Source organism: Candidatus Bathyarchaeia archaeon (assembly GCA_035283685.1).
In the GTDB taxonomy this organism is placed as follows: domain Archaea; phylum Thermoproteota; class Bathyarchaeia; order Bathyarchaeales; family Bathyarchaeaceae; genus DATETJ01.
The window spans coordinates 153,999-166,965 of sequence record DATETJ010000002.1; the positions used below are offsets into that span (position 1 = coordinate 153,999).

Consider the following 12,967-nt stretch of genomic DNA (forward strand, 5'->3'; position numbering starts at 1 on the left):
GTACAGAAGATTATTGCATCAGTTTTTTATACCTATGCTTAGCCAGAGTTCTTTCGGTGCGGGAAGTTGGCAATGTTAAGCTTCTAACCTTCCTCTCACTCCATTGCCTCCGCTTCCGAAAAACCCGCACCGCCCCAATCTCTTGTTCTTTCCCTTTGGACGATCTACATGAACCTTTGTGAAAGCAGCTCCATAGCAGTATGCAGAGTGTACAACTGCTTGAAAACCTCAAAACCCTGAGACGTCAAATGATAGTTGGTCAACTCGCGGTCGCCTTGACGAACTTTCTCGCCACGAACATAATCGCATAACGTTAGAAACTCCAGATAACGACACGTTTGTTCATAGCTCAATCTGGCGCCACGCATTATCTGCGTTTTCGTGCGCCCACGTGGATGATTGCGCTGAACTGTGTCCAAGATGTCAACGACTATGCCCATTCTTCCTCTATTCTTGAATTGTGATAGAAGTACTTTTAGACATGTTAGGGGCGAAACTACGACGTTTGTCAAACTCAACATAGGTCCTCCCCTCCCTATTCTCCCTAAAACCTCTAGAGGTATTTTTCTTTTTCGCCCATAATCTTTACAAATGTAAAGCAAGTGACGTGGTCTTTTCGCATTTGGAGCAAGGCTACATGTTTTCTTTAATCATTTTTGCTAGACGTCTGATTCCTTCGTCTATCTGTTGTTCTGAGGGATAAGAGAAGTTGATTCGCATGGTGTTGTGTCCTTTCCCATTGCAGTGGAAGGCTGAGCCTATGACGTAGGCTACTTTGTTCTCAATAGCTTTCGGGAAGAGTTCTGTAGCGCTCATTTTTTTGGGCAGTTCAACCCATAAGAAAAGGCCGCCCTCGGGCTCAGTCCATTTCACGCTTTTAGGCATATACTTTCTCAAGGCTGCCAGCATGACCTCGCGTTTTCTGGCATAGAGCTTGCGTATGCTTTCAACTTGGGCTTTCAAAAGACCACGTTTCAGGAACTCAGCGACTATGAGCTGAGTATAGCTAGGCGAACAAAGGTCCATGCCCTGTTTGGCCACAATCATCCTGTCCATCCATTCTGCGGGTGCGATTATCCACGCTAACCTAAGGCCAGGGCACAGTAGCTTCGAGAAAGTTCCTAGTACGATGACTTGGTTTTCCGTGTCCAAACTGTATATAGCTGGGATGGTCTGTCCGGCGAAACGGAGGTCTCGGTAGGGGCTGTCCTCCAGTACGGGTATCTCGTATTTGTAAGCCACTTGCAAGAGGGCTTTGCGTCTGTCCAAGGACATTGTGACGCCTGAAGGGTTCTGGAAATCTGGAACTACGTAGATGAATTTGGGTTTTTTGTTTCTTTTTGCTAGTTTGGCTAGCAGTTTTTCGAGCAGGTCGATTCTCATGCCGTGGTTGTTTTGGGGTATGCCGATCATCTTGGCTCTGTAGGATGTGAAGGCTTGTAGTCCGCCGATGTAGGTGGGTAGTTCCATGATGACGATGTCGTTGGGGTCGAGGAAAATTTTGGAGACGATGTCTAAGCCTTGTTGTGAGCCTGTGGTGATTAGGATGTTTTCGGGTTTTATTGTGGCTTTTTCGTGTGATAGCCATTTTGCTAGTTCCTCGCGTAACGCAGCTTCTCCCTCGGTTGGTCCATATTGTAGTGCCGTGGCTCCCTTTTCCCGTAGTAGTTGGCATGAGATTTCCTCGAGTTCTTTGACGGGGAAGGTTTCTGGGGCTGGTAAGCCGCCTGCGAAGGAGATTATGTCGGGTCGCCGGGTGACTTTGAGAAGTTCTCTTATTTCGGAGCGTTTCATGTTTCGTGCGTTTTTGGAGTAGAAAGCTGATAAGTCCTTAATCGTGTTTGATGCCCCCTCTCAATGTTGAAGTATTTGTGTGATTGCGACTGAACTATGATTTCAGATATAAGGTTGCTGCTAGCTTGGTCGAGAATGACGTTGAGTTAGTTGGGTAGGGTTAGTATGGGCTGCTGAAAATTTTTTTGTGGTGAAAGTTAGACTTTTCTGTTTGTGTCTTGGGTTGTGTTTTTGTGTTGGGGTTGTTTTGGGTTGGGTTTGAGGTTGGTTTAGCGCACTTTCAATGTTGTTTAGCGTGACGTTTAATGTTGGCAAGCGTGACGTTTGCGCATGTTGGCGGGCTCTGCGGAAAGAGAAATTTCAAAAGAAGAAGGCGCTAATTCCCTTTAGCCTTCTTCTACCGTGTTGCGGCTGTGGCTGTGTGGATGTCGTCGTCAAACTGCTTCCTAGTGACATCAACAAGTTTGAGCATTGTGCTTTTGGGGTCAGTTTGGGCTTCTGTATGATGCCTTGGGTCCTGTTTGCCTGCTGTCTTGTGTCAGGTTTCGTCGCTGTTTAGGCGTGGTTTTGTCAAGGGGTGGCGTGTGGAGCCGGTTTCTGTTTCAGATGTTATTAACTTTCGCTTGGAAACAGTAATAATACCGAACCGGTTTCTGTTCGGAAGTAGTCTGCGCCGCGACCTCTTAGGTTCCACAATGAAATTCTAAAAGCCTTGAATCTAGTTAACCATGAGCAGGTTTTGCATTATTGGTTTGGGATTTGGAAGCTAAAGTTTGTTGGGGAGACGGGATTCGGGCTCTGATGGAGGAGCTTGGGAAGGCTGTATCACTCGCTTAGGTTGCTGTGGCGGTCGTTGTTGTCCCATTACTTGAATGTGCATGGTCAGGGAAACTGTCTCGCTCTCAAACAGCTTAGCTGCATTTTGTTGCTGGAGGAAGAGAACCGATCTGCAGTATAACTCCCAAATGTTGTTCCATAGTTCGGAACTATGATCGATTTTTTCCACATTAAGCTTCAGAACCTCGCGTGCTTCATTGTAATCAATTACCTTTCCATGAGATTTGTACTTAACACCCTGTGAAAGCCATTGTGCCACTTGCTTGGCTTGTTCTGGCTTATCCTTCAACATGCAAGTCCGAAGCCACTTCTCTGCGAACTCGCACGATCCATCAATCACGCTTTGACATTGCGCAATAATCTCTGGCTTGATTTGGGATAGCATCGGAAGATACATCTGGACCGGATCGCCCTTCTCCTTGATGTAATGGCGAATCATTTCAAGACCGTCAATAAAAGACCTTGCAGGAATCAAGCTGCCGGTGAATGGATTACCTAGCTGAGGGTCTATGGGCCCAAGCTCTGCAAGGTAACCCATAAGTATTTTGTCACTTCCAAGTGCTATCATTGTGGCAGCACTTTTAGCGAAGTTAGGCACGATAACCTTGAACGACTTGCTAAACCTTTGTCTACACATCGTAATCATCTTTTCTGCAACATTTCCATCACCGCCAGGAGAGTTGATGATCAGATAGCCTTCATCTGCTCCAGCAGTAGAACGAAGTAGGTCCTCAAAAAGAGGTATGTCTTGGTTCATTATCATCGGAATAGGATGATATAGACTTGCAGTATACGTGATGACTTTGGCATTGAGCAGTCTCTGCAGGTTCTGAATTAATGGCTTCCGATGCAACTGAAAATCATTCGAAGATATTAGTTTCTGGAATGTTGTATCGCTCGACATGAATTAAAGTAATATGTGTCGATTTATAAATTGCTCGTTACATAGAAGCTATATACTTTCGCTTTTTCTTCCTGCAATTCCTTTAGAATGTCAAGTAGCTTCTCAATCGCTTCTATGTCTTCTTTATGTTTCTCTTGAAGATCTTTGACGAATTGTTCCGTAGACATAGAACCTCATAGGAACAATATGCAAATCATGCAAATATCTTTTTTGTATCCAAGATCAAATGCTATATCTTTTTTACACACATCTTAACAAGCATGTTGATATTGTTTCGTCCCTGCAAGTTTCCGTGAATTGATCAGAAAGGCAATGCATTGTTCTTCATTATTGTAGCATAGTGCTGCTGTGGCGCCTGTTGTTTCTGGCGAACCATATGATTGTTGCTGTTATGTTTCCTTGGCTGACTATGTAGGCTAAGCCCACTGAAACACCGTTGAGAACAGCCAAGACCGCAGCTAACCTCGGCTTAAACTGGAATCCCACCACGTTACTGCAAGTTACGAAAAACACGAAAAAACAACAAAAAACAACCAAATTGACAAAGCAAAGAAATGGTGGGGCTGGGAGGATTTGGACCCCCGTCACGAGCGCCCGAGGCTCATAGCCTAGACCAAGCTAGCCGACAGCCCCTCCCTTATGGTTCAGTACTTGAAAGAGCGGCTTTGAGATAAGCGTTTTCAAAGACCGATCTCCGGTGGTCATGAGGGTAACGCGGAGCGTGGGCTAAGCAGGATGCAGCAAAGACTTATTTCACTATCACGCGGAAGGATTGTGGAGCGTGTCTATGAGCATGAAATTCTCTTTCATCTGCCCAAGCCCTGCGCCTGAGGCCAAGGGAAAAATTGAAGCGCCTTGGCCGCCTTTGGGCGTGCTCTATTGTGCTGGCATGCTCATGAACGCTGGCTTCGAAGTTTCTATTCTTGATCAGGCTACAAGAGGACTCTCTTCTGAACAGGTTTTGAAATGGGTGAAGAGGGAGAATCCGGACATTCTTGGTTTCTCGGTTTTGATAACTTCATACAGAGAAGCTTTGAATTTGGCGCGGCGAGCAAAGGAAGACAACCCAAACTTGCTCACCGTTTTCGGAAACTATCATGCAACCTTCAACGCTGAGCGAATACTGAAGAAGTATCCGTTTGTCGACGCTGTTGTGCGCGGCGAAGGCGAACACGTTGTTCCTGAACTCGCAGGCTGCATGAAGAAGAAGAGAAATTTCAAGGAAATTGACAGCTTAACCTTTAGGAACGAGGGGCATGTTGTCTCAACGCCTGATGCGCCGCTGATTGGCAACATTGAATCTTTACCTATACCAGACCGTGATTTAATAGACGCCGAATACACGTCTGAAATCTTCGGCATAAAGGTAGCCACGAGGAAGTTCACGTCTATGATCTCGTCACGCGGATGCCCATTTCGCTGCTCCTTCTGTGGATGTCGAAAATTCGCTCGCGGTGTGTGGCGACCTCGCTCAGTTGAAAACATAATGAAAGAGCTGCAACTGCTCTACAGCAAGGGCTTTAGACAGTTTCTCTTCGTAGACGACAACTTCACCTTGAACCTACGACGCATACAGAAACTGTGCCAAGAGATAAGAAAAGAGAAGATGGATATAGAATGGTTCTGCGACTCGCGTGTAGACAACTGCAAGTACGAAGTCTTCAGAGATATGGTGAAGGCGGGTTGCCGCCTACTCTATTTCGGCGTGGAAAGCGCCAATCAACGCATCCTCAACTACTACAACAAGGGCATCACACCAGAGCAGACCCGAAGAGCTGTCGGATGGGCTAAAAAAGCTGGCATCGACGTCATAGTTGGCTCATTCATAGTCGGCGCTCCAGACGAGACTCGCAAAGAGGTGGAGACCACTCTCAAATTCGCATATGAATTGCCCATAGATGTACCTCAGCTTAACATCTTGAGCGCTTTCCCAGGAACCGACTCTTGGAACGATTTGGTGCAGAAGGGTTTCATAGATGAAGAAAAATACTGGGAACAAGGCGTCTACGTTTCCCAAATCTCGCCCCACGCTGTGCCTTTCGAAGAAATCCAGAGAATGACGTATGATTACTTCAAAACATTCTACCTTCGACCTGCAAAACTGATAGACGAGGTTCTCAAGACGTTCAAAAGCCGCTATCGAATGACCGCGTTTCTAAGCAATTTGGTCAGAGCCGGTGAAATCAGGGATACTGTCAGGCGTGAGACCAAACTTGAGCCCATAAAGGCCAGTTCGTAGACCCTGTGTTTAACTTATAAATGCTGGGCTGCTGCTAGTTAGGAAGCAACTAAAAAAGCGTGGTGTCCTATGCCCCGTCCGCGTCCGCTTGGAGCGCGTGTGCTGAAGGCTGTTGCTTCATCGCTGCGGCTTCAAGTGTTGAACATGCTTCTTGACAGAGGCCCTCTGTCCTACACTGAGATAATGAACATCCTCCATCTGAACCCGAGTAGAGACGCGGGCAGATTCGCTTATCACTTGAAATCCCTTATGAAGGCTGACTTGATTGAGCCAGACGCAGAGACAAAGAAGTACAGGCTCACAGACCTCGGGCGAATGCTTGTCGATGTCACAGAAGCCATAGAGGAACAGACGTTCAAACGACGCAGAATGATGGTTCGCACTTCACGCTTGGCGATGGAGGAATTTGACCGCAACAAAATCGCTCGAGCATTAGTGAAAGAAGCGAAAGTCCCTCAAGACCTAGCGCAGAAAATAGCCCGCGAAACTGAAGCAAAACTCTTGGAAGTAAAAGCCAAATATCTGACTGCGCCCCTCATCCGCGAATTTGTCAACGCCATTCTCATCGAAAAAGGCTTGGAAGAATACAGGCACAAACTGACGAGGCTTGGACTACCCGTCTACGATGTTACTCGACTCATTAAGTCGGCTGGCACGGAATCCTCAAGCGTCAAAGCTGTTCACTCGTCGGCAGGCAATTCGGTCATTGAAGAGTACACGCTTCTGAACGCTTTACCGCGTGATATAGCAGACGCTCATCTCTCCGGCTCGCTTCATCTAAACAACTTAGGCGTTTGGATTCTCAAGCCAAGCGAGTTTGCACATGACGTGAGACACTTCTTTAAGCATGGACTCCAGCTGAATCGACCCCAACAGGCGATAGCCTCTAGCTCCGCTCCCAAAAGCTTGGAAGCGGCACTCGCAACAATAACGAACCTGCTAAGAATAACGGCTACCGAAGTTACAGGCGAGCAGTTGCTCGACTACTTCAACGTGTTCCTAGCGCCTTTTATCCGAGGAGTTGAAACTGACAGAATCCGAGAGAACTTGCGCCTCTTCTTGATTAACCTTAATCAGACCCTTGCAGACTTTGATTCCGTCTTGCCTGCATCCTTTGCCCTCGAACTTGTTGTTCCAGACTTCTTGGGAAACGAAAAGGCAATCGGTCCAGAAGGAAAGAGAATCGGCCCCTACGCGGATTATCTTGAGGAGGCACGCCTGTTAGCGACGCTGCTCATGGAAACGGTTTTAGAGGAGAGCAGGGACAAGCCGTTCTTTCAACCAAGTCTTGTAATCAAACTGCGACCAAAAGCACTTCAAAGCAAGGAGTGTGAATCGCTCCTAGTTCTAGCACATCGACTCGCGGCTGAGAGAGGACTGCCATTTTTCGCAAACCTCGGCTGGCGAGAACAAGCATGCGCCTCTTACTCGGCGACAGGCACCCGGTTCTCAAATGACTGGAAAGGAGATTGGGAGCTTGACACTCTAAGAACAGGCACCATGGATAGCATCCTAATCAACCTGCCCAGACTCGCATATGAAAGCGAGCAGAAAGCCCCTCGGTTCTATGAGCGGTTGGACGAACAGCTTGAGATGGCATTGCGAGCCTTGGAGATCAAGTATCAAACGATCAAATTGCGTGCCAGAGAAGGGCTACTTCCATTCTTGACTCATAGGGCAGATGGCGAGCAATACGCCAGATTTGAAAACTTCACACGCCTCATCGGATTTGTAGGCTTGAACCAAGCCGTAGAATCATTAACGGGCAAACCGCTTCACGAGGAAGCAAAATCAACAGAGACAGCTGAACAGATAATGAAGCACATTCATGACTATGTCCGGAAAAGCTTCAGAAAACCCGAAACCCGCGTTGTTACAGCAATGATTCCTTCCCCTAGCGCTGCAAAACGCCTCGCTCAACTAGACATTGAACGCTATGGCTGGGCACGGATTCGCGTGAGCGGAAACAAAGAGCAGCCCTTTTACACGGATTTAGTTGCCGTTCCAAAACAAGCTCAGATCACTTTAGATCTGAGACTCAAAATCGAGGAACGAATGCAGCAACTGGCTTCAGGAGGGCATCTAACCCCGATACAAATCGAAGGCGACGAACCTGACCCTGCCAAACTCCTGGGAACCTCCAGAAAACTAGCCTCGGATAGCAGAATCGGCTTACACACTTTTAGTCGCGTCGTTACCTACTGCAACCGTTGCGGGAAGGCGGTTTTAGGGCAGCCGGCAAAGTGTCCCACCTGTGGTTCAACCGACGCGTTGGCAAGTTACAGTAGGGCTTCAGCAAAATATGCACTGGGCTCAGGTTGAATCCAGAAATATCTCTGTGAGCTGCCCTGACCGCATATTGCTTGTGTTAATTTCTCGAGCAGCTTGTACAGAATTTTAAACAATTTATTCCAAAAAACTTAAGTAAAAACCATCATGCGTGTTTTGAGCAGGTTTATGTATAAAAAGTTCGTGTCTTCTGTCTAATGTTTTTGAGGTTTTACACAAGAAAGTGTATGTAAGATTAAAGACTAACTTAAGCAGTTAAGTTGGTCTTTGCTCCTGTGCTGGTGTTCTCAGTGGTTTCTCATTACACTTCGGCTCCAGATTACTCCAACTCTTCCGAGACAAGGAAGATTGTGGTCTACACTTCAAACGGTTGCCACAAGTGCAGCATGCTCAAAGATTGGTTGAAAACAGCAAACAGGCAGTTTGAGGAACGCAGCCTCGAAAACGTGGACGTTATGGCTGAGCTTGTTATGAGAGATGTGGTGGTGCTTTCAGCGCCAGTGCTTGAGGTTGAGAACTCGGTCTACAGTGAGACTGAACTCTTTGAGGGCAACGCACTTGCAGTGAGCAGGTTGCAGGAGATTCTGGAGGGCAACGGCAATGGCCGACGATGCTGACGGTAACGGCGACGGAGAGCTTGTTCTTCAACCCTATGAAGAGCTCATGCCCAAGGTCAGAGGCAGCGACGGCTTCATAGTCTCTTGGAACAGAGAAGCAATTGTAAAACAACTTCTCAACGAAACAAAACTCGCAAAAGAGTTTTTCGACACACCGCCCATGAGCCAAGAAGAAGCTGAAGGAATCGCGTCTGATGTTGAACGCAGAATCCTAAGCCTTCGATTGAAGTTTGTAAGCGGGCCCCTAGTTAGAGAACTAGTCAACAACGTTTTGCTCGGCATGTCTAAGGAAAAGCCCGAATACGCTGTGTACCGCAACATCCTCACAAGAGTCGGTGCGCCGGTCTATGATGCATACCTTATGGATTTGGGTCAAGGCTTCAAAGCCAACGAAAACGCCAACCTCCAGCCAAATGCGGAAACCTCCCACAAACGCAAGGCCGATTGGGTTTCAGGTGAAGAATACCTGCTTCTTATGCCGCACAAACTGGCGGATGCTCACTTGTCCGGTGACTTGCACATTCACGATTTGGAGTACTTTGGCACCAGACCTTTCTGTCAAGACTGGGACTTGCGTTACTTCTTCTACTATGGCTTAATGCCTGACGGAATAGGCACGCGAACCAGCGTGGCCGGTCCAGCCAGACATCCTGAAGTAGCGATCTTACACACAGCCAAGATCTTGGCTTCGGCTCAAACTAACTTTGCAGGCGGAGAAGGCTTTTACAACTTTCTGGTTTTCTTGGCGCCATTCATGCGAGGAATAGGTTACGACCGCATCAAGCAAATGATGCAGATGATGTTCTTCGAGTACACGCAGGCATACGTTGCTCGCGGCGGTCAACTCGTCTTCAGCAATATTCAGGTGCAGCCTGGAGTGCCCGAGCTTTGGCGCAAGGTGCCGGCGGTCGTGCATGGACGAGTTGGACCAGACTTGTACGGCGACTTTGAAGACGAAGTTCGCATGATGTTCAAAGCTCTGTATGAAGTGGCGTTGAAAGGTGATTTCCGAGGCAAACCCTTCAACTTCCCCAAACTCGAGAATAGCATCAGCCCCGAGTTTTTCAAGCCTGAATACGATGAGTTTTGGCTGGACGTGCACAGAGTCGTAGCCAAATATGGAACGCCGTACTTTGACAATTTGCTGCCCCCATACAGAGGCTACGGGAAAGGTGTCTCGTGCTATCAATGCTGCGCCTACTGCTTCGTGGAAACACCGGAGAGCAGCGCTGACTTTCATGAAAAAGTGAACTTTGTCGACGGCAAACACTTCACTATGGGCAGCTGGCAAGTTGTAAGCTTAAACCTTCCCAGAATGGCTTACAAGGCAAATCATAATGACGCCGCGCTTTTCGAGGAAGCCCGTCGACTAATGGACTTGTCCGTGGAGATTTTCAGGATCAAGCGCAAATGGATGGATTTAATTCGCAAGCGAAACAGGATTCCTTTTGCCACTCAACGCCCCATCGACCCCCGCACAGGTGCGAAGGGACAGCCTGCTATTGATTTTGATGGTTTAGTCAACACCATTGGATTGGTGGGCGGCAACGAGATGGCTCAGTGGCACACAGGCTATCAACTGCACGAGAACCCTGAGGCAGTCAAAATCCTAGTCAAACTTATTCGGGAGATGCAGAAATACAAGAAGGAACTTGAATCGCGGACAGGCGTCAAACTGGCTTTGGCGCGCACGCCAGCGGAGTCGACGGCTCAACGTTTTGCTATTGCTGACTTGCTTACGCCCGCGTTTCATGACAATGCTCAGAAATTGGCGAAAGGCGATTTGGGCAGGGCTGAACACATGTTGGCTGAAGGTGAGAAAGACGTGCCCATCTATTACAACAATGGCACGCATGTCTACGTAGGCGCTAACATAGGTTTGCTTGACCGAATTGAAACTGAGCAGAAGTTCTTTCCGTTGTTGAACGGTGGCAACATGTTTCACGCTTGGCTAGGCGAAGCCCAGCCTGATCCTGAAGCTTTGTACAAGTTGACTAAGCGGATAGCTACTCAGACGCATGTGGGCTATTATGCTTACACTAAAGACTTGACCATATGCAACCATTGTGGCACGGTTTCGCCTTTAATGAGCAAGTTGTGTCCAAACTGTGGCTCTGACAATGTGGAATGGTGGTCGCGTGTCACAGGGTACTATCAAGCTGTGAGCGGCTGGAATGAGGGCAAGAAACGAGAGCTGCAGGACAGATTCAGAGTCATTGTATGAGCAATTATGGAGGATTGAGATGAAAATGGAAACCACAAGTGTATGCTTCGGCAGATGGATTGCGAATAGCGCCAATAAATGTGACCAATGCAACATTCAATTAGCCTGCTACAGTAAGATGAAGGAAAACGAGAAAACACAGCAGAAACAACAGAAGCTGGATGCATTGAAGGAAATCCCATGGTACAAACGGAACAACGGCGACCAAGACACGCCCACCTACGGCGTCTGCGAAAAATGCGGCTGATCCCTACTCAGTTGAAGTAGCACTTTAGGTCGCGGTGTGGTTGAAAGCCTAAACCTTCTGCGACAGCCATCGAAGCGGGGTTTGTGACATCTGCCGCGTAGACTCCGATCAGTCCTTTTCTGATTAGAGACTCGGAGGCTAGTGACGTTAAGCATTTGGCTATTCCCCTTCCTCTATACTCGGGTTTGGTTTCTGTGTAGCTGACGCCGAAGGATTTCTTTGTGAGCCATCCAACTCCAGATGTGGCTACGAGTTCGCCTTTCTCGTTTACGTAACCGTAGACAGAAGCTGTCCTCAAACGTTTGATGAACGAAGGCGAAGCAGAAGGATCTAGTCGTTTTACGTTTTTAGGCGTCAACTGCACAGCATTTGCCCGATGCTGACAACTTGGCTTGAAGGTTGAAGCATTAGCGCGGAAATAACGTACTGTGTAGCTCTCAGTTAGCCAAGGCATGAACCGCTTGACATAACCCGGCTTTACTGAAGTTTCCAAATGCATGCGATAACTTCGTCTCCGTTCCAAAACACCTGCAAACTCCTCTACGGTTAATTGCCTTTGAGCTGACATGTAGGCGCTGAGGCTTTTGCCACTCCAGTAGAAGGAGGGCGGATGCAGAATGAGAAACTCTTCCATTGAATTCGACTCTTTGACGTAGACTTGGGCATTGCGCCACAGATAGCCCTCTTCAATTAAGGATATTTCTTCAACGTGAACGACGGAGTCTCGGTAGAGCCTTGGAAGTATAGATTTCTTGTCAGGTAACCGTAAAACCATGTTGAGTTGGCTCTTTCAGTCGTCCAGCTCAGTTTGTTGCTCCGAGAATAAGCGCTAGCAGCGCCATTCTTGTGACTATGCCGTTCCAGACCTGCTGGAAGTAGCGTGCATGCTTTGTGGAGTCGACTTCGGCGCTGATCTCGTCTACTCTGGGCAATGGATGCAGCACGATCATGTCTTTCTTGGCGTTTTTCAATGTGTCAGCGTCGATTTTATACGAGCCTTTGACTTTGGTGTACTCAGCCGCGTCGGGGAATCTTTCTTTCTGGATGCGAGTTACGTAGAGCACGTCAAGCTTAGGCAGGGCTTCGTCGAGGCTGCTTGTTTCCACAACTTTGATGCGTTCACCTATCGTGTCAAGAACTTCTCGGCGCATGCGCAAGAGCTCAGGTGAGATAAAGTAGAGCTTGACATCGTAGAGTGAAAGCGCATAAGCCAATGAATGCACAGTTCTGCCGAAACGAAGATCCCCTGTCAGAGCAATGTTCAACCCGTCTATCTTACCCAGCTCCTTCTTCATCGTATACATGTCAAGCAGGGCTTGTGTGGGATGCTCTTCAGCGCCCGAACCTGCGTTGATCACTGGCACTTCGGCGAATTCAGCTGCCAGTCGAGCTGCGCCTTCTAAGGGATGCCTCAGGGCTATTATGTCCGCGTAGTTTTCCACGACTCGCATAGTGTCGGCGAGGTTTTCGCCTTTTCTCACCGAGGCTATTTCCGCTTCAGCAAAACCTATGCTTGAACCGCCCAGTCTGTGCATCGCCGATTCGAAACTAAGTCTTGTTCGGGTGCTCGCCTCGTAGAATAATGTGGCCAGTATCTTGCCTCGAAGCATGGTTGACCGGCTTTTCGCGATCGGCTCCATGGCTGAGGCTCTGTTAAGCATGTAATCAATTTCCTTGCGCGTAAAATCCTTGATGGAGATTATGTCTCTTCCTTTGAACTCCAAGGGTAAACCCCAAACAAACTCTGACACAACACAAATAACCTTTTTTATTCGCAGACAGCACAAATGGTAACGGCTGGAATGAGCTGAGGCTA

At 47.9% G+C, this 12,967-nt stretch carries 12 protein-coding genes and 1 tRNA gene; 5 read left to right on the forward strand and 8 right to left on the reverse strand.

Annotated features, from left to right (window positions below; genetic code table 11):
- Positions 1-164: 164 nt before the first annotated feature.
- From VJ249_00860 to VJ249_00885, 6 genes are all read right to left on the reverse strand, one after another.
- Positions 165-440 (reverse strand): winged helix-turn-helix domain-containing protein, encoded by a 276-nt coding sequence (locus tag VJ249_00860; protein ID HKZ93117.1) that lies wholly within the window; start codon positions 438-440, stop codon positions 165-167.
- Positions 441-633: 193 nt separating this feature from the next.
- Entirely contained in the window at positions 634-1,794 is a 1,161-nt protein-coding gene (locus tag VJ249_00865) for a PLP-dependent aminotransferase family protein (GenBank protein ID HKZ93118.1), read from the reverse strand.
- A gap of 766 nt (positions 1,795-2,560) precedes the next feature.
- Positions 2,561-3,535, reverse strand: a complete 975-nt coding sequence (locus tag VJ249_00870) for a hypothetical protein (protein ID HKZ93119.1) — start codon at positions 3,533-3,535, stop codon at positions 2,561-2,563.
- 23 nt (positions 3,536-3,558) lie between these two features.
- Positions 3,559-3,702, reverse strand: a complete 144-nt coding sequence (locus VJ249_00875) for a hypothetical protein (protein HKZ93120.1) — start codon at positions 3,700-3,702, stop codon at positions 3,559-3,561.
- Between the two features lie 160 nt (positions 3,703-3,862).
- Positions 3,863-3,985, reverse strand: coding sequence for a hypothetical protein (locus VJ249_00880; GenBank protein ID HKZ93121.1), 123 nt, complete (start codon positions 3,983-3,985; stop codon positions 3,863-3,865).
- A 105-nt stretch (positions 3,986-4,090) separates the two neighbouring features.
- Positions 4,091-4,168, reverse strand: a tRNA-Pro gene (locus VJ249_00885).
- A 154-nt stretch (positions 4,169-4,322) separates the two neighbouring features.
- On the opposite strand from VJ249_00885, the gene VJ249_00890 reads away from it, so the two are divergent.
- The 5 genes from VJ249_00890 (at position 4,323) to VJ249_00910 (ending at position 11,151) form a co-directional block, all read left to right on the forward strand.
- Positions 4,323-5,774 (forward strand): radical SAM protein, encoded by a 1,452-nt coding sequence (locus tag VJ249_00890; protein ID HKZ93122.1) that lies wholly within the window; start codon positions 4,323-4,325, stop codon positions 5,772-5,774.
- A gap of 69 nt (positions 5,775-5,843) precedes the next feature.
- Positions 5,844-8,096, forward strand: coding sequence for an anaerobic ribonucleoside-triphosphate reductase (nrdD, locus tag VJ249_00895; protein HKZ93123.1), 2,253 nt, complete (start codon positions 5,844-5,846; stop codon positions 8,094-8,096).
- Between the two features lie 257 nt (positions 8,097-8,353).
- Positions 8,354-8,680, forward strand: coding sequence for a glutaredoxin domain-containing protein (locus VJ249_00900; protein HKZ93124.1), 327 nt, complete (start codon positions 8,354-8,356; stop codon positions 8,678-8,680).
- Positions 8,664-10,904: an anaerobic ribonucleoside-triphosphate reductase gene (gene nrdD, locus VJ249_00905; GenBank protein ID HKZ93125.1), complete on the forward strand. Its 2,241-nt coding sequence runs from the start codon at positions 8,664-8,666 to the stop codon at positions 10,902-10,904. Before VJ249_00900 ends, nrdD (VJ249_00905) begins: the two co-directional genes overlap by 17 nt.
- A 19-nt stretch (positions 10,905-10,923) precedes the next feature.
- The gene (locus VJ249_00910; protein HKZ93126.1) at positions 10,924-11,151 is read left to right on the forward strand and encodes a hypothetical protein; all 228 of its coding nucleotides are present in this window, start codon (positions 10,924-10,926) and stop codon (positions 11,149-11,151) included.
- A 7-nt stretch (positions 11,152-11,158) separates the two neighbouring features.
- Here VJ249_00910 and VJ249_00915 read toward each other — a convergent pair whose 3' ends face one another.
- The gene (locus VJ249_00915) at positions 11,159-11,926 is read right to left on the reverse strand and encodes a GNAT family N-acetyltransferase (GenBank protein ID HKZ93127.1); all 768 of its coding nucleotides are present in this window, start codon (positions 11,924-11,926) and stop codon (positions 11,159-11,161) included.
- 28 nt (positions 11,927-11,954) lie between these two features.
- Positions 11,955-12,875 (reverse strand): aspartate carbamoyltransferase, encoded by a 921-nt coding sequence (pyrB, locus tag VJ249_00920; protein ID HKZ93128.1) that lies wholly within the window; start codon positions 12,873-12,875, stop codon positions 11,955-11,957.
- Between the last annotated feature and the right edge of the window lie 92 nt (positions 12,876-12,967).

What these genes read in the sequence shown, in the direction of transcription:
- VJ249_00910 (HKZ93126.1), top strand. Translation starts at nt 10,924, where the DNA reads ATGAAAATGGAAACCACAAGTGTATGCTTCGGCAGATGGATTGCGAAT.
- VJ249_00870 (HKZ93119.1), bottom strand. Translation starts at nt 3,535, where the DNA reads ATGTCGAGCGATACAACATTCCAGAAACTAATATCTTCGAATGATTTT.
- VJ249_00865 (HKZ93118.1), bottom strand. Translation starts at nt 1,794, where the DNA reads ATGAAACGCTCCGAAATAAGAGAACTTCTCAAAGTCACCCGGCGACCC.
- nrdD (HKZ93125.1), top strand. Translation starts at nt 8,664, where the DNA reads ATGGCCGACGATGCTGACGGTAACGGCGACGGAGAGCTTGTTCTTCAA.
- VJ249_00915 (HKZ93127.1), bottom strand. Translation starts at nt 11,926, where the DNA reads ATGGTTTTACGGTTACCTGACAAGAAATCTATACTTCCAAGGCTCTAC.
- VJ249_00860 (HKZ93117.1), bottom strand. Translation starts at nt 440, where the DNA reads ATGGGCATAGTCGTTGACATCTTGGACACAGTTCAGCGCAATCATCCA.
- VJ249_00890 (HKZ93122.1), top strand. Translation starts at nt 4,323, where the DNA reads ATGAGCATGAAATTCTCTTTCATCTGCCCAAGCCCTGCGCCTGAGGCC.
- VJ249_00875 (HKZ93120.1), bottom strand. Translation starts at nt 3,702, where the DNA reads ATGTCTACGGAACAATTCGTCAAAGATCTTCAAGAGAAACATAAAGAA.
- nrdD (HKZ93123.1), top strand. Translation starts at nt 5,844, where the DNA reads ATGCCCCGTCCGCGTCCGCTTGGAGCGCGTGTGCTGAAGGCTGTTGCT.